The sequence below is a fragment of the Xanthocytophaga agilis genome, from assembly GCF_030068605.1.
GTDB lineage: Bacteria > Bacteroidota > Bacteroidia > Cytophagales > 172606-1 > Xanthocytophaga > Xanthocytophaga agilis.
Window position 1 is genome coordinate 447,887 of record NZ_JASJOU010000004.1, and the last position, 21,335, is coordinate 469,221.

Sequence of the window (21,335 nt, forward strand, 5' to 3'; positions counted from 1 at the left end):
AGGGCTTCAACAAATAACTTAACAACCGATTTTATTCAACAGAAGTAATTTATGGCTGCATCCATTTCTGTAGTAATACCTGTTTTTAACCGCAAAGAGGAGTTGATTCGGGCATTGGATTCTGTGAAGAAACAGACACTGCAACCATCTGAGGTTATTGTAGTGGATGACTGCTCTTCTTTTCTGATAGAGGATTTTCTCAGAGAGAGCAATTACCTGGATCAGGATTGGGTACGGGTAGTCCGAAACGAAATAAATCAGGGGCCTAGTGGTACCCGGAATACAGGAGTGATGCATGCGAAAGAAGAGTTTATTGCCTTTCTGGATTCGGATGATTACTGGGACCCTCACAAGCTGGAAAAGCAGATGGCGCTTTTTACAAAGAAGCCGGAACTGGATCTGGTATACAATGGAACCTGGGTAGTGTATGAAAATAAGACGGTTCCATCTCATACCAAGCTGTTTAAGGACAATATATGGTATCAGCTGGTAGACAATTGCTGGACTCCGCCCAATCCATCTACGATGTTGATGCGAAATGCGTCCATTCGAAAGTTGAATGCGTTTGATCTGACATTAAAACATGCAGAAGATATTGATTTATGGATGCGGATGACATTGCACGATATGAAAATAGATTATTGTGACGAACGCCTGACATATTTTATGTATAACTCAACAGGGCGACTATCCAAACAGTATCGTGCAAAGTTCAAGAAGGTAGAACCCTTCTTTGCCAAATGGGAACCATATTTCAGACAACAGGGGAAGGAAAGTTCTTTTCATCAATTTAAACAACGGTCATTTACAAAGTTTGCTCTGGAAACTTTTGTAGATAGCCTTCGGGATCGTAGTGTGAGCATCCCTGCTCAAATGTATTTTAAGTATCTCTGGAACCGAAAGGAATTTTATGATCTGATTCTGAATAAGTTTCGACGTGTACAGCCGCAACCTTCCTGAAAGAAAGGAATTGCCAATACCCTAGATGTGACATCCTACAACCTATACCTTTTTGCTTATGAAACTTTGCTATTTTGATGATAATGTGAATTTTGGAGATGCCTTGAATGCAACCATCTTTCCTACATTGTTAGCTGACTTTTTTGACGAGGATCCGTCTGTTTCCTTTTTTGGTATAGGCTCATTGTTTGGATTGCCCTTGCTGGAAAACAGCAGTGCCGTCCGAAAGATAATCTTTAGTACAGGTTATGGTAAGTATGGTGTGAAGCCCCGCCTAGATTCATCATATGAAATCATGTGTGTAAGAGGGCCACTCACTGCCGAATACCTGGGACTGGATAAGTCCATGGCAGTAGCCGATGGAGCCTTGTTGTTGTCACATTTTTCATTCCCTTCCTACAAAAAGACCTATGCTTTTTCGTACATGCCGCATTGGGAAAGCGAAACCCGCTTTGACTGGGCCGGATTGTGCGAACAGGCTGGCTACCACTATATAAGCCCCATGTGGCACAAAGACAGAATTCTGGAAGAGATACTCAAGTCTGAAGTTATCATTACCGAAGCCATGCATGGAGCCATAGTAGCCGATACACTTAGAGTACCCTGGATACCTGTAAAAGGGTACAAGAATATCAGTGAATTCAAATGGCAGGACTGGACACAATCCATACAGACCACCTACAATCCTGTTCAGATGCCTCCTCTCTATAGCGAAGTCAAGGAAGCAGAAAAGATCATCCAGGTAAAAACCAAAGGTATGCTCGGTGATATGGCTACCCAATACCTGGCGAAGGCTTTTGTATCCTATCAGAAAAATTTTAAGTGGAAAGAAACCCTGAAACAGTTCGCAGATATAAAAAATACGAAACCCTCTCTAAGCCAGAACGGCGTAGTAACCTCCCTCGCCGATGAACTAAGAGACCGCCTGGAAAAGGTTAAGAGCAAGTACACAACCATTCTTAGTTAGGAGAAGATGCCTGTAATAAAGAAAAAACACTTTGAGAATACTCTCTTTTGGACGTACTCGTCACTCTGTTGATAGTGTTGTCCTGGTGACAGGCTTTCTCTCCCTGTCCTTCTGAAAGAAACTCGTGACAAATAGAGTTGCATTTACTTTCTGGGAGAAAAAAAATATACTCCAGTCGGAAAGGCCGCCGGTCTTGTCACGAGATCCTTTCAGGAGGACAGCGAAGGGGGCTGAAGGAATGAAAAGAGAACTTTCATTTCAGGAGGACAAAGAAGGAAAAGGAGGAAGATAGAGATGAGAAAGGTTTTTTATCGTCACAAAGAGAGTGACGTTGACTTCAATCGTGTGCGGAAGTGTAGGTGCGTAGGGAGTCTTTTTCCCGCGAGGTTGGCCTTTGGCCTTGCGGGCGGAAGGATTGGGAAAAAGTGCCCTTTTTTGCACACACACAAATCTGGCTCACCAAATTCTCATTTGGTGCCCTGTTTTTTGGGCAAGCAAAAAATGAAGAGGCCTGTGGAAGAATGATGTGAGGGACAATGAATAGACGAAGGAAGAGTGAAAAAAATGAAAAAGTTAGCGGGAGAGCAAAGTTCAGGAATCTGAACAAATATAGGAAGAGAGATCTAAAATGCTGTAAACAGCTTAAAACCCTTACAAATGAATAAACAGAAAACAGTAAAAACAGGCATTGTATGGTCTTTCATTGAAGGTTTTGGAATAAAGATCATCTCCACACTTGTTTTCTTTATTCTGGCAAAATTATTAGGTGCCACCCATTTTGGACTGGTCGCCATTGCTACCGCCTTTATTGATTTTGGAAACGTGCTGGTAGAACAAGGAATGGTAGCTGCCCTTGTACAAAAAGAAAAACTGGAACGTGCCCATCTGGATACCGCCTTCTGGATCAATATAGGGTTAGGGGCTAGTGTATTTGCGATACTCTGTTTGTCTGCTCCTTTTATTGCAGACATCTACAAAGAACCCTCGCTTACACCCGTACTACAAACCTCCGGCCTCGTCTTTCTGATCGGTCCATCCGGATTGGTACAAGTAGCTCAGCTAACCCGGGAGATGAATTTCAAGCTTATCGCCAGAATCCGGATTGTAGGTCTGCTGGCTGCGGCTGTCGTTAGCTTAACGATGGCATTTATGGGATATGGTGTATGGGCACTGGTATTTCAGAAACTGGTATTTATGGGATTGTCTACCGTATTGTTCTGGTTCTGGACCAAATGGATACCGCGGCTATCGTTTTCCATTGATCATTTTCGGGAGCTGTTTCCTTTCTCCTACAAGATGATGATCAACAACTTTTTAACCTACTTCAGCCGGAACTCCATTGAGCTACTGATAGGATTCTTTCATGGTACAGAGGCCGTAGGTATATACTCTTTCTGTTACAAGGTATTTCAGTCAACCATCGAAACCGCCAATACATCTGTCAACAAAGTAATGCTACCACTTTTTTCATCCGTGCAAGATGACAAAGCACAACTGACAAAGTATTTCTATAAGGCTATAGAATCCAGCTTTACCTTGTTGCTGCCAGTTCTGGCCTTGATTGTATTTCTGTCACCTGAGGCAATTCTGTATTTCTTTAACGCTACCTGGGCACAAAGTGCAGATCTGCTTAAGCTGGTGTCTATCGGAGGTACTATCTACATGATCTATTATTATACAAATACCTTATGGATCAGTACCGGAAGACCTGATCTGGTTGTCCGATTTACATTGATTAATGTGGTAATTAACCTGGCATTGTTAGCCGCTGTAAGTAAGTTGCCATTGATTTATGTGGGGTATATTTCTATTGTACGAAGTCTACTCTTGTTGCCTGTGGCGTATGTGCTATCCTTAAAAACAGCGCCAATAAGCATTCAGGGATCATTACAACATTTGTCGCGTCCATTTTGGATGGGGGGAGTTACATTCCTGATTCTGGCAATCTCTTCAGCAGTAATTCCTGTACTCTCTCCGGAATGGATCTGGTTTGCTATTCAGGGTGTGATCTGGAGTGTTACTGTTTTTGTTGCGCTGTATTTCCTTCTTCCATCTGTATTAACACCTGTGTTTAACTCTGTATCACGTGTGTACCTGCGTGTTTCAGGAAGTCGGAAAGTATAGAGCCGGTTTTGTATGTCAATTAGTTATTATTTCTATAGGCTATGAAAGTTGTTTTTTTTCAGAGAAATCCCGGAACCAAGTTGTTCAGTATAGAAATACTGTTCAAGAGCATTCGTAACAGTTTGCCTTCTTTTATCGAAGCAACAACTATTGTGAGTTCAAAGGTGAATAGCGGGATTACCAAGAAGTTATACAATATACTGGAAGTCTTGTTCAGGCCACAGGGGGATATCAACCATGTGACAGGCGATGTACATTATCTGACTTTCTTTCTGAGAAAAAACAAAACCATCCTGACGATTCACGATATAAACCTGATGTACTCTACCAACGCCTTGAAGAAGGCCGTTCACCGGTGGTTCTGGTTAAAGATTCCTATGTACAGATCTGGGATGGTAACAGTGATTTCACAAACAACCAAAAACGAGTTGCTCAAACATGTCGATTATCCGGAAGAGAAGATACGTGTGATTTATAACTGCATCTCTCCCCACTTTACACCACATCCAAAAGCTTTTACTAAACGTAAGCCTGTATTGCTGCATATAGGCGTAAAACCCAATAAAAACCTGAGTCGTTTGATTCCAGCCTTGGAAGGCATTTCGTGTGCACTTCGGATTATCGGACAGCCTTCTGCAGATATGCTGGCTTTACTGGAAAAACATAAAATTGATTACTCCTGGAAATCCAATCTGACAGATGAAGAGGTACTTCAGGAATACATACAGAGCGATATGCTGGTATTTGTATCCACCTTCGAAGGGTTTGGATTGCCTATTGTAGAAGCAAACATGGTGGAACGGCCAGTAGTGACAAGCAATGTTTCTTCTATGCCTGAAATTGCAGACAACGCAGCTTGTCTCGTAGACCCCTTTGATATATCCTCCATTCGGGAGGGTATCCTGCGGGTGATTGAAGATGATGAATACCGGGAACAGTTGCTGGAAAACGGGCGTGTTAACCGCGAGCGGTTTACTCCCCAGTCCATTGCACATCTGTATAGTGAATTATATATCGAAATGTACGCCAATCGGTTAGAGCAACTGCATGAAGCAATCGCCTGACAGAGGGCATATTATTACTAAGTCAGCTATATGAACGAAAAATATGCAAAGCCCTATTTTGAATCTTTCATGGTGGCATTGAGCCTCAGCTTATTGCCTATCAAGATCTTTTCATATGTAGTGCCATTTGTTGCGTTATTCTGGTTTATTGTACGTTCTTCTTCAGGTAGAGTGCTGCAACGTACCTTAATGGCTATCACAGGCATAGTAGTACTGCTGGGATTTTATTATATCATTTACCTATATCAGGGAACATCTTTTCTGTTGGGAAACAGTGTAGTTGCCATCTTTACCTACAGTACCTTTTTTCTCTTGCTGGTAATTCCCGGAAGAGGTATCAGTTCGGCTTTTTCCTATGAGAAATATGCTCCTGTTTTAAAGTGGATTATCTTGATAGAAGGAATCATAGGCATTCTGCAGTTTGTGATTGTGACTGTAACAGGCATCACCTACATCATCAATGGCGACTCGGTACAGGGTACTATTGGGATAGATGCTATACTGAATGGCAATGCCGGATTTGGAAATCAGATCTTTGTGATCAGTATGATTTTCTTCATCTTCCTGTTTATACCTTATGTATTACAGCAACGCAAATATTATTATGTAGTACTGATAGGTCTGTTGTCGATCATGCTGGCTGGAGTGTTACATGTATTTGTGAGTCTGGTCTGGGCGTTATTGTTTACCATTTTGTTTTATCGAAAAAACCTTATTTTCAGTGACTTATCCAAGATAATAGGAGGTGTGGCTATGGCCTTGCTGATGCTGCTTCCGCTGGAGTTTTTCTTTCCGGGTATTTCAAAAACAACCGCTGTGTTTTTTCAGATTTACCAGGATCGGGATTCCCCCAAGTTCGAAGCGATGGATAATGCTTTTGATAAGCTACCAGAGCAATATCCGCTGGTGTCTCTGATCGGCTTGGGGCCAGGGCAATATTCCAGCAGGGCTGGCTTGATTAGCTCGGGCAATTACTATGGTTCAAAAATGAATTTCCTGCCCAATGAAGTATCTGAGCCTTTCCGGAAACTATTTCAGCATACATGGTTAGAGTATACCCACGGTTCCGATCGGTATGGAAACTCAACCATGCACAGACCATTCTTTTCAATACTTTCTCTGTTTGCTGAGTTTGGATTTATAGGAATTGGTCTTTTTCTGGGATGTATCCTGTATTTCTTTATGAAGATCCGTTTGCTCTTTGTGTTTTTTAAAGAGAGAAAAAACAAGGTCAATACCTATCTGGCTTTTGCCATGGGCGTATTACTGATCATGCTGGTATTTATCTCGACATTCGAAAACTACCTGGAAACTGTACAGGCCTTATTGCCTGGAATGATGCTTTTCAAAGTTTTATATAGTCAACTACTGACCAAAGCCAAACAAAAACCACAGGAAGAATTAATACAGAAAGAACTAGTATCTGCTTAGAAAAGGGATACTCAGAGAGCATTCTTTGAGAAAGGAATATCCTTTGTCTTTCTGAAACAAACACCTTGTGTGGACACAGACGTTACTCTTTTGTTCAGGCGACAGGCTTTCTCTTTTTGTCCTTCTGAAAGAATCTTCCCACCACGGCGGGACACGTGTGACAAATAGAGCCAAGCTTACCGTTTGAGGAAAAAAATATCTCCAGTAGGAAAAGCCGCCGGTCTTGCCACGAGATCCTTTCAGGAGGACAGAGAGCGGTTGAGTAGGAGGATAGGGTATGAGAAAGGTTTTTTATTGATACAAAGAGAGCCATGGAAACTTTAATCGCGAGTGGTGGTGTAGGTGTATGAGGCTTCTTTTTCCCGCGAGGTTGGCCTTTGGCCTGCGGGAGGAAGGATCGGAGAAAAGTGCCCTTTTTTGGTTATCACGCCGTGGCGTGACAAAAAAAGTAACAGGCCGTAGGAAGAGAGATATTCTGGGCTATAAACAAAGATGGATACTAGCAAGCAAAACAGTAACAGATTGTAGGAAGAATGTTTTGAACAATGAAAGAAGAGAGGAAATAAAGCAATGGCATTGTTAATAGTCTAAACACTGAACCACCGTGTTTGGAATAATAAATCATCTAACAATTTAAACCAGGAACAACCTATAAACAAAAGAATGATAACATATCTGAGAAAATAGATTCAAAGATATGGAGCAGAGTAATGTAATCAGTATAGGAAAACCTATACAATTGAATAAACTGACTGGACATGAAATAATCGATTTTTCATAATCCATTCAGTATAGGCATAGGATTGTATTCATGAAGCAGTTTCTGTTCTTTTTATATTTTTTACAGGCTATGGATATGAAAACCATTATGTCATCCTACCACTGCGAGCCAGACCGGGGTAGTGAGTTTGAAACAGGCTGGCAAGAGCTGTTACAATTAGCGGCAAAATGTTCTGATCTTATTGTTGTAACCCGTCCTTTCAACCGGGAAAAAGCGGAGAAGGTGTTCAGGGAAAAAGGAATCAGCAATACTACGTTTCTTTTTTTTGATTTGCCGGTAGCCGTTAACGGATTCAAGAAAACGTCAGTAGGTAAGCAGGTAGTCCCTTATATCTGGGAGCTTATTTTGTTTTTCTTTTTACTCAAAAGGTACTCCCGAAACCAGTTTCAGCATGCACATCGGGCGAGTGTAGGCTCGTATAGGTTTCCTTCCCTGTTATGGTACTTTTCGCCATACTTTACCTGGGGACCTATTGCCAGTGGCGAAATCGTTCCCATTCGCTTTTTATCTGTATTCAGTTGGAAAGGACGTGTACAAGAGGTGCTGAGGTTGGTTCTCCAGCATACATCCTTTGTTGATCCGTTTGTATTAAGCGGATTATACAAGGCACAGAAAATAGGAGTTGCCACAACCGCTACCCGAAATATTCTGCCACCTTTTGTGAGAAAGAAAGCATACCTGCAACCTGACTATTATGTAGTCAATAAAAATGATTTTCAGGTTGACTTTTCTGCTTATAAAGCAAAAGAAGAAGGAGTGCTTAAGTTACTATTTGTAGGTCGGTTGCTGGAATGGAAAGGTATTATGTTTATTCTGAAAGCGCTAAGACAACTGGAAGGAAAGATAAATTATGAGTTCACCATTATAGGAGAAGGCCCTGATAGGGCTGTATTTCAACAGTATGCAGAAAAATACAAATTAAAAGTGTCGTTTTTAGGGGCTAAGCCACGACGTGATCTATCCTCTTATTATGCCTCACATGATTTGTTTGTGAGCTTGGATATGCATGGAAGAGGAAGCTTTACGATGGTAGAGGCCAAAATGCATAATCTGCCTGTTCTGGCTCTGGATATTACAGATCCGGATAAACTGACAGGGGAAGAACTGATGATTATTATAACAACCAAACAACAGTCTGTAAAGGCTATTATTAATCAGATTGCACAGGTTCTTCTAGATAAATATACTGAACAGAATCCGGTGCCTTTGTGTCTGTAACTCTTTCTTTTATTAGAGGCTGTATAGGGTAATTCGCTGTTGTAAAAATACCCTATACAACTTCAGTTAAATACCATGCAAATGAACGAAAAACCTGTGAAAATTTTAGTGGTAGGGCAGACCCCTCCACCGTATATGGGACAAGCCATGATGATTAAGCGGTTGGTAGATGCAGAGTTTGACAGAATCAAAATTTATCATGTGCGCATGTCTTTCTCGGATTCGTTTAAATCCGTAGGTAACTTCAGATTCAAGAAGATATTTCACTTGTTTGAAGTGATTTGGAAGGTATTGAAACTACGCTTTAGTAAGAATGTAAATACATTGTATTATCCTCCGGCAGGTCCTAACCGGACACCTATTATACGGGATATTATTTTACTGGGTATTACCCGTGTGTTTTTCAAGAAGGTTATCTATCACTTTCGGGCTGCGGGTATTTCTGATTATTTAGAGCAGCAGCCCGGACTCTTTAAAAAGCTTGCAAGGTGGGCTTATGGTTCTCCGGATGCATCTATTCAGCTCTCGGCATTAAATCCGGCTGATGGAAAGTACTTTAACTCTGATCGGGTATATATCATCCACAATGGCCTGGAAGATGCTGCCACTCCATACCTGCCTCTGGTACGAGCACAAAAGGAGCAGACTAACATCCTGTTTGTGGGAGTTTTGCGTGAAGACAAAGGCGTAACCGTGCTGATTGAAGCGGCCCGATTGCTGAAAAACATAATCCATAACTTCAGTATTTCATTGGTTGGCGAGTTTGTATCCAATGAGTATGAGAACGATGTAAGGGCAAAAGTTCAGGAATATAATCTGCAGGATCATGTGCAGTTTTTGGGTACAAAGACGGGTGATGAAAAGTGGCAGGAGTTTGTGAAGGCGGATATATTCTGTTTTCCTTCCTATTTCGAATCGGAATCTTTCGGAAATGTACTGGTAGAAGCCATGATGTTTGAGTTACCGGTTGTGTCTACTCTCTGGAGAGGTATACCGGATATTGTAGTGGAAGGAGACACAGGCTTTCTGGTGCAGGTTCAACAGCCTCAATTAATTGCAGAGAAACTACTGTTGTTGATGTCAGATCCTGCATTACAAAAAAGCATGGGTAAAAAAGGACGTGAACGCTATCTGCAATCTTTCTCTCTACAAAAACACCTGAAAGCTATGGAAGAAACCATCGAGACTGTAGTAGGGTACAAACGCCAGTTTCAGAAAGAGAAGTCAGTCAAACCAATACTGGAATCGGTTAAACCCGTTGTTGGAAAAGAACTCGTATCCGGAACCAGCAAAGCTAAATCCGCTTAACAACTTTCTAGGTGAATTGATTATATGGTATAATTCCTTTTTGGGCTATCCTGAAAGGATCGCCTCTTTCTCTATCTCTCCTCTCTCTGTCCTCCTGAAAGGATCTCGTGACAAATAGAGTGGTCTCTGGTTTCTGAAAATATTTTCTCCAGTAGGAAAAGCCGCCGGTCTTGCCACGAGTTCCTTTCAGGAGGACAGAGAGGGAGGAAAGGCAAAAGTGGAGAGGAAGATAGGGAAGGAGAGGACGCATATATGACAAAAGAGGCAGGACAAAGGAATGAAGTTGAAAGTTAATAATACTAAAATCGGTACAAAGAGAGTTGCGATAATTTCAATCGTGTAAGGTAGTGTAGGTGCGTTGGCAATCTTTTTCCCACGAGGTTGGCCTTTGGCCTGCGGGCAGAAGGATCGGGAAAAAGTGCCCTTTTTGCTAACACACAAATCTGGCTCACCAAATTCTCATTTGGTGCCCTTCTTTTGGGCAAGCAAAAAAGTAACATGGTAGGCAGAGTGATGAAAAGGACAATAAACCAATCTAGGAAAAGACAAGTAAAAAAGTGACAAGGCAATAAGCAGAGATATGCTCTGGACTAGAAACCAACTCAGACAGAGACAAGCAAAAAATGAAGAAGCCTATGGAATAGTAATGATCGGGAGACTTAATAAACGAAGGAAAAGAGCAAAAAACGAAGAAGAATGAAGACAAGGACAAAGAGTAAACTCAGGTAAAGATCAATAAAATACTACAACCAGCTAAAAATCAGTATGTATGCCAACCAACTATATTTATATACTTATCGGATTGCTGCTAAGCCTACAACCTGAAACCTGTGCAGGACAAGCCTATCCCAGTGGAGAGAAACACTTTCCGGCAACAGCTGTCATCAATGTCAGGGAAAAGTATGGCGCCAAAGGAGACGGCTCTACCGATGATACCCAAGCCATTCAGCAAGCCATCAGCGAGAATATAGGCAAAGACAGAACACTCTATTTTCCCAAAGGTACCTATCTGGTTACCCAACCTATCAAGTGGGTGCATATTGTAGAACAAGATAGCTTGTGGAGAGCCCGGCTAACGATACAGGGACAAAGTCAGAAGGAAACAATCATTCGATTAAAAGACCATTTGTCTGAATTTTCAAATCCGGAAACTCCCAAAGCTTGTCTGGCTACAGGTTCCAATAAAGTTAATAACAAAGAGAGCAAAAATGGAGGAGGCATCAATGCTTTTAACAACCTGATCTATGATTTGACCATACATACCGGTAATGGAAATCCGGGAGCTGTAGCATTGGATTTCGTAGGGACTAATCTGGCAGGTCTGCGAAATGTCACTATTGTGTCTGGGGATGGTGAGGGAGTAGCAGGTATTCTTCTCAAACGCCAGGGTGCAGGTCCCTGTCTATTTAAGAATGTAACTATTCAAGGCTTTGATTATGGCATTGATGTGTATGGCTCAGAATATAGCCAGACATACGAATACATTACCCTAAAAGATCAGAAAAAAGCTTCTATCCGAAATACGAGCAACGTCCTTTCGCTAAGAAAAATCCGAAGCGAAAACAAAAATGCGGTTCCTGTTATTCTGAATGCACGTCGGAAAGATCTTAAGAGTGCTAAACGGCCTGATAATTATGGTTTGATTACACTTTTGGATGCGGAATTTGTTAAAAATGGCGAACCTGCAACAATCAGTCCTATTGTGAATGAGAGTGATACAAATACCCAGGCAGGTAATCTTTATATACGGAATGTAGCAGTTAAGGGCTATCAGCGTACTATGGAAAATCAGAGTGTCGTCGCCAAAGGTACAGCGATCAAAGAGTTTGTCAGTACATCCGTAAATGGCTCTGCCTCTGGTAACCGGGCAGACAAACCTGAGACTTTTTCGTTATCCATTAAAGAAACACCTCAATTTCATCAGAACGACCTTACTCAATGGGCCAGTGTAACCGACTATGGAGCCTCTGCCGATGACCCGAATGGAGATGACACTCAGGCTATTCAGGAAGCGCTTAACTCTGGTAAAGAAGTCATCTTTTTTCCAAAAGGCAAATTCCGGTATGTTATTTCCAAAACACTTGTCATTAAGGGTAATGTACGACAGTTGATGGGAATGCAGTCAGGAATAGATATTGGAGGTAAGAACGATTTTAGTGACTCTACACAGATAGCACCTGTATTTCGGTTTGAACAAGGCAAGCATGATACAGTATACTTTGAGCGGTTTAATTTGAGTGACGAACGCAAATCTCCTTTCTGGGGTGGAGTATTTATTGAACATGCTTCTTCGCAGGTGTTGGTGGTAAAGGATATAGACAATGATGTGTATGCCAGAGGAAAGTATTTTTATCAGAATACAAAAGGAGCAGGGGACTTATTTCTGGAAAATGTAGCGACAATTATGCCCTGGAACTTTGCATATGCACAACATGTATGGGCTCGCCAGCTAAATCCTGAGGCACATTTTGTCCCATTAGGTAAGCCTATTATTACACAGAAAGGAGGATCTTTATGGATATTGGGCTTAAAAACAGAAGGTCCAAGAACAGTTTTGGAATCCGATCAGGGCTCTGTGGAAGTATTAGGTGGTTTTTTGTATCCTGTAAAAAACATTCAGAACAGAGACCTCCCTGCATTTATATCCAATAAGGCAAAGCTAAAATTAACCTATGTGGTTAATGCCTACAATCCTGCTGCTAGCTATACTTCTATGGTAAGCAATGGAAATAAAAGTAGCAGAAAGAGTATTACTACTGATAAAAAGCAGTTCAGCAACAGAGGCGCAGGTACTGCTGTACCACTGTATATAACAACAGGAGAAAAATGAGTTTGCTTTGTGAAAAATACTAGCATAGGTTGGTATCCAATGCTGTCAACTCAAGAAGAATGGGTTTAAAAAATCCCTTCCTGTCCTCCTGAAAGGACCTCGTGACAAATAGAGCTGTGTTTGGTTTTGGAGAAAATAATTATTTCCAAATCCAAAAGCCACCGGTCTTGCCACGAGATCCTTTCAGGAGGACAAAAAAGGTAAGGATAAAAAAATCCTTAAATTGACAACATTCAGTGGATATCTTCGTCAGTAACTCTTTATTTAACTCTAATGCACAACTATCATCTTCTCTGTAAAGACCTTTTGACCCACTAGTATTTTAACAATATAAAGCCCATTCATCAGTTGATTGGTGGCTAACTGGTGGTGGGTAGTATGGGATACAGTTTTTTCATAGACAACCGACCCCTGTAAGGAGACTACCTGTATAGTTACTGTTTCCTCTTCCTGCTCTGGCCATTCCAGTTCAACTGCCTGATCTGTAGGGACAGGCCATATAGAGATTGTCTCTCTTTGAAGAGTATCTGCTATCACTCTGGCCGAAGAACCTCCAGAGCAGGCACCATTGATACCTACATGCAAGGGCATCATAAAGCGTATGGCACCATTGTATTTGAGCTCTTTGGTTATACCATTTTGTACTTCCCGAATCAATACCGGATGCATCATCCCTGTAGTGTAGGAGCTGGCTCCAAATACAAGCGAATGTTGTGCATTTTCACAGATAAAAGCAGGCGGATCAGATGTTGTCATACTTTTGGCTGGATAGATCAACCCTCCCAGTAATTCTGTTTTGCCACAATCGGTTGTTTTGATCACATAACCTCTCTGTTCGGTCTTCATACCTAATATCCATAACGTAGCTCCTTTGTTCCAGATTTGTCCGGGTAGAATTTCACTGTTGAATTGTCGTGCCCATACTTTCTGCTGAGGATACAACGTAATCAGATTGACAGACTCCATATCCTGCAGATATAGTTTTCCGGCCTGTGCCGAACTGGTGTAACTCCGTATTTTACAGTGTTTGATCACAATAGGACGCTTGCACAAATGTTCTATCGAAATACCGAAGCCAAAATGCTCGATGATAAGAGGCGGACTATTTTCATTGCCATCTTTGACTACCAGCTTCATAGCAAACTGATCCCCACCATTCACCACAGCTCCAAAGCCCATAAATTTTCGTACACTTACGGGTATGTTATAGGTTCGGTTATTCGCCTGGTAGGTACCTGTTTTGAGATAAATCACCGACTTACCTGAGTTGATTGTATTTTGCCAGTTGGTGTTATCTCCATACCAGCCTGGCGAGGAAAGCTGAGCCCATTTGGTGATGTCTCCCTCATCGTAGTCAGGTGTTTCTTCCACCGGAATATTTAAAGCCCGTGTACCATTCGCATACAGATTGGATACTGCACCATTTACATATCCCTGTAGCGTAAGCCCACTAACCAATGTGCCTTTGTTGTTAATGGCAGTGCGGTAGCCTGTTGCCGTAACCGTTCGGACGAAAAGATTCCCATTCACATTATCAATCGCACTTACACTACTGCTACCACCTGAAAGAGTTGCTTCCAGAAGAGTAATCATACCATATTGGTTAAGATTACGTACCGCAGGTACTGAGTTTGTACTGGTTAGTTTGCGGATAAGTAGAATATTACCATCATTCTCTATGCCTGTAACCTTTTGATTGGTAAGCGAAATATCCTCGAAAGTGATACTATATTCTGCTCTGCATGCCTGAATGCCATAATCAAAGCCCGTTATTGCCACCTTCTTTAACATACAGGGGCCAGGATAGGCACGTCGCATACTGATGCCTGCTTTCCCGGACCGATCTTCAGATCGAACCTCTACATTGACTATACCCCCACTGTTATTGGCTATAAAGTCAATACCTATGGCACCTGCATTGCCAGATCCTACACTGACTGTCAGATCCCGGATGTAATTATGAAACTGATAAATACCATCTGGTGAGGAAAGCACGGCTTTAGGTACACTGGCATTGGTAAATCCGGACGTACTGTTTTTCAGCTTAATAATTGTTTGTCCTTTTCCCTGACCCATCATCATCATCGCTTGTCCAATCCAGGTTAATGTGTTAGAGACAAGGTAGGTACCACGCGGAAAGTATAGGGTTTTGGGACGGGCATAGAAGTAGGCCGATTCTCCCCCGGTGTCTACACCTTTTCGATTGGCGTCCAGAGCTGCCTGTATGGCCTTCGTGTCGTCTGTGACCCCATCACCTTTGGCTCCATACTGTTTCACATTGAAGAAACCGCCTGTATTGGCAATAGTGTATCCATCATATTGTTGAATATGAGTGCTGTCTAAACTGCTTGGGTAATTGATTAACTGGGCATTTGACTGGATATACGCACTGGAAAGAAGTAAAATACTCAGAATTATTTTTTTCATCATTCAAATCTCCTGCACGAGGCTAACTAGGGTTAATTAAAATCAGAATCCGGTTTCGGGCGGAATTCTATCTGTTAGAGGGTGATAATTCTTACAAGCGCTTGCATGAATAGATACGTTTTGTGAGGGGTAAAAGATGCCGCAATTGTTGTGCAAAAGGTACGCGTTGAAAGGGTGTTAACCAGGAGGGGAGATGGCTGAATTTTAAGCTCTAACAAGATGAGATAGTTGTTTTTTACCTGCTAGTGGTACTATTTATTACCAGATTGCTATAGGAGGCCAAGAAAATGTGGGCCTACTGGTAGATGACTGTATTTTGACTTATTTAATTCTTACATGTTACTTGTATTTTATTTTTCATTCTTCTGCCCTTCCGCCAAATTAACTTTTCTACGTAATGTAAGACTGCCTGATTTCTTATCTTAAGTCAAGGAACTCTAGTATCCGGCTTATCTACCTTTGGAGTATTACTAAAAAAGTGTTTCTAACAATTTAACGCCATGTACTATGAAACAATCACTTTATGTAAAAGCCCTGTTATTTTTTGCGGGCATTATTGGAGCTGCCGTTGGCATTGGCCAGTTGATTTTCCCTGTTGCTTTTGAAGCTTCTACTGGGATAGATATAGCAGGCAATAGTAGTTTATTAAGCGAGATCCGTGGATCAGGAGGTACTCTGTTAGCTGCAGGAGTAGTTATGATTTTAGGGGCATTTATGCCGTCTTTAAGCGCTAAGGCTCTATTTATTGCTGCCTTGTTTTATCTGTGTTACGGCTTATCCAGAGTATATGGTATGTTGATTGATGGTATACCTGATCAAGGTTTGGTTTTGGTAACTATAGGTGAAATCATAATCGGTAGTGCAGTTTTAACGGCCTATCGGAGATTGCAAAGGCAATGATTTTACGGCTTATCTGTATGGAACATAATTCTTTTTCTGATTCTGCTCAGAGACTCTGGAGTTACGCCTATATAAGAGGCTATGTAAACAAGAGGCACTCTGTTTAAAATTTCGGGTCTTGTTTCCAATAAAGCCAGGTATCTTTGTTCCGGATTGAAACAGGTAAGTAGGGTGATATAACTTTCGGCCTTTTTGTAATCATCAGACAATAAAGTATATATCAGATGTTCAAGAGAGGGATTGGTTTTGTGCATGGTAATTTCCTGTTCTTTTGTGCCACTAAGTAAAATGCAATCTTCCAGACATTGTACGCTACTCTCTGCAGGTTTGCGATCCATATAGCTGGAATACAAAACAACAGGTTCTTTTTCCAGAAAGAAATCCGATGTCTTTTCTACTCCGTCAATGATTCTGAATTGGCGGAGACATCCTTGTAGCACAAAGTAGCATTTCTTACAGATGCTTCCTGCCTGTACAACAAATTGCCCTTTCCTGAATCTCTCTATGGATGTGTTGTCCAGAATCAGGTTAATCTCGTCTGAACTAAACTTATTGAATTTGAGTAAAAACTGCCTGGCAATATCCTGCATGTTGCTTGTTTTTAAAGATGTAAACCCTGGTTGTACCTATATATATCAGGAAATTACAGCGAGACTTATTTCGCTGTAACGGTACAACTATCTATTCTGACAAAATACGGAAAATTGCCTTGACTATAAACAACAGAGCGGATGTAAGGCCGGAATACAGGAAGGAGTACAGATTACTAAGGGTAGCTTAGTCCCAGAATTGTCATTTGACTAGTATTTTATATAACCTAGAAAGAGAACAGAGATAATAATCAGAAACAGTGCTGTAATCCAAAGCAACTTGTATCTGTGCAGATAAAATTGGAATGCCTGTTTAGTAGTATCACTAACCAGATCTAATTGCTGACGTTTTGCCTTGAATTTCTGTAGAGAGTCCTCTGTATCAATATCTGCCGAAGGTTGGTCATCTGTATGGGTCCACTCTTCTTCCAGTGCAGTTTCAAATACGGAGAGGTCTCCTCCTTTCTGGATATATGTTTCCACTTGTGCCTTTTCTTGTGGGGTACAGTTGCCTTGCAGGTATTTTTCTACTAATTCTTTTGTAATATGAGTATCCAATGGATGTCCTATTTGCTTTTTATACCAGTTGATCCTGTTGATGTATACATGATAGTATATCTGTCACAGGTTTCCATAAAATAGTCTTTTGTATGGTTCTGCTTTTCAGAAAATGGTGTTAATACTGAAAATAGTGGTATAAAAATAGGAATATATTTAAGTAAATACTATCAGATATTCAAAATACTAGCTTGTGGTACTATCTTTTTTACTGTTACATGAACATTTTGTTATGTTTTCAGGGGTATAATGGGTAGCACACGTTTAATGAAAGAGAAAAGTACCTGTCTAGGCACTTTTCTCTTTCATTAATTCTAAATCTATGTTTTGGGATAAACCTTTAGGAATACCTAATGTACTGGGCGAAACCGACATACTGACTAATACTTTCCGGATCTGATGTGCCTGTTGTATCATCTGAAGTCTGATTTGTTTGATCCCTACCGCAAACTCCTGCTGAGCCTGTCGTAAGGCTTGTTCCTTATCCTGATACTCCTGCTGAAAACGCAGCAGATCTTCTTCCATCTGTTTTAGGTTTGTTACAGAATCATCTTTTTCGTCAAACAACTGTTCATGGCAATCTACTGCCCATTGAAGCTTACGCAATGCGCGAAGTAATGCCTGATACTGTTTCTCATCTACTCTTGCCATAGGTTTTGGTTGGGTCTGATTGCACATAGTTAAAAAAATAGGTTTTCTATCCCTGTAATGGTATATACCCTGATTTTATAGCCTACCCTAGCCAGGTATGTCTATTTTTTTTCATGAAGAGTTAAAAACATAGGTGTTAAAAAATAAATCAGCCTGTATGACTAGGGTAGAGGCTGTATTTGAGGTAGTATGTTATATGAGCGAGTGGGACGCAAAGAATAACAGAATCGATTGTGCATTATAACTATCTGGTCAAAAGCTAAAAAGGGTTTTATTTATCACACCTGTCCCGCCGTGGCGGGAAGTTTCTTTCAGAAGGAAAGGATGGTATATATTGGTAGAAAGAGAGCAAAGTTGACTTTAATCGTGTGTGGTTGTGTAGGTGCGTTGGCAATCTTTTTCCCGCGAGGTTGGCCTTTGGCCTTGTGGGTAGAAGGATCGGGAAAAAGTGCCTTTTCTTTGGTTACTTTCTTTGGGCAAGCAAAGAAAGTGACAGGTGGTAGGAAGAGATATGAAAAGGAGCTATAAATAAGTATGGATACTAGCAAGCAAAAAATGAAGAGGTTGCAAATAGAGTGAAGAAAGAGACAATAAACCACTAAAAGATAAGAAAAAAACAGAAGCCACAGGAGGAGCGATGCTGTGGACTATAAGCCCTCATATAGGGAAAACATACTATAAGTAGACATCAGTCTACTGAAGTTAAAAGAATAAATGATAAACCAATTACAACCTATACTTCTATGAAATTACTACTACATACATATAAATTAAACATAGGATTGTGTCTGATTATATATGTTTTGGGAACAATTACATCTTACGCCTTTGAAGGCCAAGCCAATCAAGCACCCAGATTAAATCCAATCGGTAACCAATCTGTCATTATCGGACAGACAGTTTCCTTTACAGCAACCGCCTCAGATGCAGACAGTGGACAATCGCTTACCTATAGTCTGGAGAACGGGCCGGAAGGAGCAAGTATTGATCCTGTCAGTGGGGTATTTCGGTATACACCAGATAGTACAGGAGTAGTAACACTTACCATTCGGGTAACAGATAATGCATCCCTTCCACTATGGGATGAAGAAGAAGTGACACTATCTATCGTATATCCTCCTATTCGAATCAATTGTGGGGGTACAGAACTTAATACCGCAGCAGGTCTTACCTTTGTTTCGGATCGGTATACCAGTAATAGTAGTGATGAACATTATTTTCCGGATGCAGCTATTGAAGGTACTACCAGCGACGAACTGTATCGTACCTTCCGGAGTGGCGATAATTTTTCATACAATATTCCGGTAACAAATGGCAGCTATCAGGTGATCCTGCACTTTGCTGAAGTGTATTATACCACAGCCAATCAACGCAGATTTTCTATTAACCTGGAAGGCGGTGATACAGAGATAGCTAATCTGGATGTCTTTACTTCTGCTGGTGGAGCTAACAAAGCCCTTGTCAATACATATCTGATAACGGTGAATGATGGCACGCTGGATCTGGAGTTAAATAGCAGCATTAGCCGGGGACTGATTTCTGCTATTGAAGTTATACCTGCGGTCTCTGATCCATCTTTGTCGACAGTGCGTATTAATTGTGGAGGACCAGAAATAACGGTTGGCGGAACAATATTCGGAGCAGATCAATACTTTACAGATAGTAGTGAATCGCGTTTTCCTGGTACTACCCGGATTGCCAACACTACGAATGATGAGCTATATCGTACCTTTCGAAGTGGTGATACCTTTTCCTATACTATCCCGGTAGCAAACGGCAACTATCAGGTGGTGCTGCATTTTGCAGAAATATACTATACATCAGCCAATCAGCGTAAGTTTTCTATTAACCTGGAAGAGGGTGATCAGGAAGTCACTGACCTGGATGTGTTTGTATCAGCAGGAGGTGCTAATAAAGCTCTGACCAATACCTATATCGTAACAGTAGAAGATGGTATGCTGGATCTGGTATTTACCAGTACCATCAGCCGGGCTATGATTTCGGCTATTGAGGTAATTCCATTGATTACAAATCCAGGGAGTGGGAATCCATCTGCTACTGAAATGACACTAAAGGTGTTTCCTAACCCATCCAATAGTGGTGTTATCGTAGAGTTTGAATCTGCTGAAAATTTGTCGGCTACTTTAGAAGTATATACGCTGCAGGGAGTCTTGATTGAGAAGCATACAACTAACTTTATTCAGATTGGATCAGAAAAATTGCTGGTGCTGAATCAGGAAGCTTCGCTAGCATCGGGGTTATATCTGGTGAAGGTCGAAACCAATGGAAAGCATACACAAAAGAAACTCGTTATTAATCGGTAGAAGCGGTGTAGTAAGAGTGTGGGTTGTGGTTTAACAGACTGATATAGTGTAAAGAGTAATGAGCCGGGTTTTAGTATAACGTTTTTTAAGGGTAAGATATGGGTTAGATATCTTTTATAGAGGTGGTGGCAGATAGTACTTTTTAAAAAATGTAAGAGACCGAAAGAAACAGGAAAACGAGATCTGTATGTACGCGTAAATTTTTTCGGAACCATTTCAGACAGTCATTCATATGGAATTCGACTGTTTTTACGGACACCTGTAACTGGCTGGCGATTTCACGATAGGATAGTTCTTCCTGGCGGTGTAATAGAAAAATTTCTTTTTTTCGTGCGGGAAGGGCATTCAGTGCGCATTGATATAGCTGGAGATAATCCGTAAAATGCAGATCCTGCTCTGTTGGATTGGCATTAGGAGTTTGTCCTTCAAATGAAAAGTTGACGGTAACCGGTGAGTTGGTTTGTTTGCGCAGATAACGGAAAATTTCATTTTTAATAATGGTAAAAATATAGGCTTGAAAAGATCGTTGTGGATCAATCTTGTCTTTATTCTGCCAAACCTTCATAAATACATCGTGAACAATCTCTTCAGTTAGGGCTTGAGATTTGGTTATTTTAAAGGCTAGCCGGAATAAACGCGGATGGTATCGATAATACAATTTATCGAATGCCTTCTCATCTCCCTGTTGCCAGTCAGAGATAAGTACCGTATCCGGGGGAGAATTGTGTGTGTCTTTCATAAGGTCCTATTGCTTAGTGCTATAAAAAATGAATAGAGAAGGGGAAGAGAAGTTATGCCAGACTTTTATTTATGTTTTTTTTATACTTATAGAAAAAATTCTATTGGCAACTACTCAACTAGAGTAAAATACGTAAAACACCTGAGGAAAGTACATTTATTTTCAGACTATTTTTGAAAATATTGGGAATGTTACAAAAAATATTGTGTAGTGTACAAATTGAAAAGGATAGATTCTGTAGAAAGGTTCAGATACTCAGTAGATTGTCTGAATTATATCTTTGCCTATTTTGAGATTGCTCTATCTTAGAAAAATAACCCCCTTTTTTGGGCTGAACCTAGACAGAACAAGGTATGGGTATATATACTTTTGTGTTGTTTATAGAAAGAACAGGAGGATTAATTTTGTTTGTTGTGTTGTTTTATTTGAAAGTGAAATGCCTTTCTTTTGTGTTTCTTACCTA

At 40.9% G+C, this 21,335-nt stretch carries 15 protein-coding genes; 10 read left to right on the forward strand and 5 right to left on the reverse strand.

Annotated features, from left to right (window positions below; translation table 11 throughout):
* Window positions 1-51: 51 nt before the first annotated feature.
* The 8 genes from QNI22_RS15110 to QNI22_RS15145 all read left to right on the forward strand — a co-directional run bounded on the left by QNI22_RS15110 (window position 52) and on the right by QNI22_RS15145 (window position 12,683).
* Window positions 52-960, forward strand: coding sequence for a glycosyltransferase family 2 protein (locus tag QNI22_RS15110; protein WP_313986933.1), 909 nt, complete (start codon window positions 52-54; stop codon window positions 958-960).
* 58 nt (window positions 961-1,018) lie between these two features.
* Complete coding sequence (locus QNI22_RS15115; protein ID WP_314511790.1) at window positions 1,019-1,927, forward strand: polysaccharide pyruvyl transferase family protein; 909 nt, start codon at window positions 1,019-1,021, stop codon at window positions 1,925-1,927.
* Window positions 1,928-2,584: 657 nt separating this feature from the next.
* Entirely contained in the window at window positions 2,585-4,051 is a 1,467-nt protein-coding gene (locus QNI22_RS15120) for a lipopolysaccharide biosynthesis protein (protein ID WP_314511792.1), read from the forward strand.
* 41 nt (window positions 4,052-4,092) lie between these two features.
* Complete coding sequence (locus QNI22_RS15125) at window positions 4,093-5,115, forward strand: glycosyltransferase family 4 protein (RefSeq protein ID WP_314511794.1); 1,023 nt, start codon at window positions 4,093-4,095, stop codon at window positions 5,113-5,115.
* 30 nt (window positions 5,116-5,145) lie between these two features.
* A complete protein-coding gene (locus QNI22_RS15130) occupies window positions 5,146-6,546 on the forward strand; it encodes a hypothetical protein (protein ID WP_314511795.1) in 1,401 nt (466 codons plus the stop codon).
* Between the two features lie 868 nt (window positions 6,547-7,414).
* Entirely contained in the window at window positions 7,415-8,545 is a 1,131-nt protein-coding gene (locus QNI22_RS15135; RefSeq protein ID WP_314511797.1) for a glycosyltransferase, read from the forward strand.
* 75 nt (window positions 8,546-8,620) lie between these two features.
* Entirely contained in the window at window positions 8,621-9,853 is a 1,233-nt protein-coding gene (locus QNI22_RS15140; protein ID WP_314511799.1) for a glycosyltransferase family 4 protein, read from the forward strand.
* 769 nt (window positions 9,854-10,622) lie between these two features.
* Window positions 10,623-12,683: a glycosyl hydrolase family 28-related protein gene (locus QNI22_RS15145; protein WP_314511802.1), complete on the forward strand. Its 2,061-nt coding sequence runs from the start codon at window positions 10,623-10,625 to the stop codon at window positions 12,681-12,683.
* A gap of 270 nt (window positions 12,684-12,953) precedes the next feature.
* Here QNI22_RS15145 and QNI22_RS15150 read toward each other — a convergent pair whose 3' ends face one another.
* On the reverse strand, window positions 12,954-15,113 hold the full coding sequence (locus QNI22_RS15150) for a glycosyl hydrolase family 28-related protein (RefSeq protein WP_314511804.1): 2,160 nt from the start codon (window positions 15,111-15,113) through the stop codon (window positions 12,954-12,956).
* A gap of 504 nt (window positions 15,114-15,617) precedes the next feature.
* Here QNI22_RS15150 and QNI22_RS15155 point away from each other — a divergent pair.
* Entirely contained in the window at window positions 15,618-16,010 is a 393-nt protein-coding gene (locus QNI22_RS15155; protein WP_314511806.1) for a DUF4345 domain-containing protein, read from the forward strand.
* A 2-nt stretch (window positions 16,011-16,012) separates the two neighbouring features.
* On the opposite strand, the gene QNI22_RS15160 is transcribed toward QNI22_RS15155, so the two are convergent.
* From QNI22_RS15160 to QNI22_RS15170, 3 genes are all read right to left on the reverse strand, one after another.
* Window positions 16,013-16,600: a Crp/Fnr family transcriptional regulator gene (locus tag QNI22_RS15160; RefSeq protein WP_314511808.1), complete on the reverse strand. Its 588-nt coding sequence runs from the start codon at window positions 16,598-16,600 to the stop codon at window positions 16,013-16,015.
* Window positions 16,601-16,810: 210 nt separating this feature from the next.
* Window positions 16,811-17,158, reverse strand: a complete 348-nt coding sequence (locus tag QNI22_RS15165; protein ID WP_314511810.1) for a hypothetical protein — start codon at window positions 17,156-17,158, stop codon at window positions 16,811-16,813.
* Window positions 17,159-17,446: 288 nt separating this feature from the next.
* A complete protein-coding gene (locus tag QNI22_RS15170; protein ID WP_314511812.1) occupies window positions 17,447-17,809 on the reverse strand; it encodes a hypothetical protein in 363 nt (120 codons plus the stop codon).
* Between the two features lie 743 nt (window positions 17,810-18,552).
* Between QNI22_RS15170 and QNI22_RS15175 the strand changes: the two genes are divergently transcribed.
* Window positions 18,553-20,133, forward strand: a complete 1,581-nt coding sequence (locus tag QNI22_RS15175; RefSeq protein WP_314511813.1) for a malectin domain-containing carbohydrate-binding protein — start codon at window positions 18,553-18,555, stop codon at window positions 20,131-20,133.
* A 142-nt stretch (window positions 20,134-20,275) separates the two neighbouring features.
* On the opposite strand, the gene QNI22_RS15180 is transcribed toward QNI22_RS15175, so the two are convergent.
* Entirely contained in the window at window positions 20,276-20,872 is a 597-nt protein-coding gene (locus QNI22_RS15180) for an RNA polymerase sigma factor (RefSeq protein ID WP_314511816.1), read from the reverse strand.
* Window positions 20,873-21,335: the final 463 nt, after the last annotated feature.

What these genes read in the sequence shown, in the direction of transcription:
- QNI22_RS15135 (WP_314511797.1), top strand. Translation starts at nt 7,415, where the DNA reads ATGTCATCCTACCACTGCGAGCCAGACCGGGGTAGTGAGTTTGAAACA.
- QNI22_RS15120 (WP_314511792.1), top strand. Translation starts at nt 2,585, where the DNA reads ATGAATAAACAGAAAACAGTAAAAACAGGCATTGTATGGTCTTTCATT.
- QNI22_RS15150 (WP_314511804.1), bottom strand. Translation starts at nt 15,113, where the DNA reads ATGATGAAAAAAATAATTCTGAGTATTTTACTTCTTTCCAGTGCGTAT.
- QNI22_RS15155 (WP_314511806.1), top strand. Translation starts at nt 15,618, where the DNA reads ATGAAACAATCACTTTATGTAAAAGCCCTGTTATTTTTTGCGGGCATT.
- QNI22_RS15175 (WP_314511813.1), top strand. Translation starts at nt 18,553, where the DNA reads ATGAAATTACTACTACATACATATAAATTAAACATAGGATTGTGTCTG.
- QNI22_RS15110 (WP_313986933.1), top strand. Translation starts at nt 52, where the DNA reads ATGGCTGCATCCATTTCTGTAGTAATACCTGTTTTTAACCGCAAAGAG.
- QNI22_RS15180 (WP_314511816.1), bottom strand. Translation starts at nt 20,872, where the DNA reads ATGAAAGACACACACAATTCTCCCCCGGATACGGTACTTATCTCTGAC.
- QNI22_RS15115 (WP_314511790.1), top strand. Translation starts at nt 1,019, where the DNA reads ATGAAACTTTGCTATTTTGATGATAATGTGAATTTTGGAGATGCCTTG.
- QNI22_RS15130 (WP_314511795.1), top strand. Translation starts at nt 5,146, where the DNA reads ATGAACGAAAAATATGCAAAGCCCTATTTTGAATCTTTCATGGTGGCA.
- QNI22_RS15145 (WP_314511802.1), top strand. Translation starts at nt 10,623, where the DNA reads ATGCCAACCAACTATATTTATATACTTATCGGATTGCTGCTAAGCCTA.
- QNI22_RS15140 (WP_314511799.1), top strand. Translation starts at nt 8,621, where the DNA reads ATGCAAATGAACGAAAAACCTGTGAAAATTTTAGTGGTAGGGCAGACC.
- QNI22_RS15125 (WP_314511794.1), top strand. Translation starts at nt 4,093, where the DNA reads ATGAAAGTTGTTTTTTTTCAGAGAAATCCCGGAACCAAGTTGTTCAGT.
- QNI22_RS15170 (WP_314511812.1), bottom strand. Translation starts at nt 17,809, where the DNA reads ATGGCAAGAGTAGATGAGAAACAGTATCAGGCATTACTTCGCGCATTG.
- QNI22_RS15160 (WP_314511808.1), bottom strand. Translation starts at nt 16,600, where the DNA reads ATGCAGGATATTGCCAGGCAGTTTTTACTCAAATTCAATAAGTTTAGT.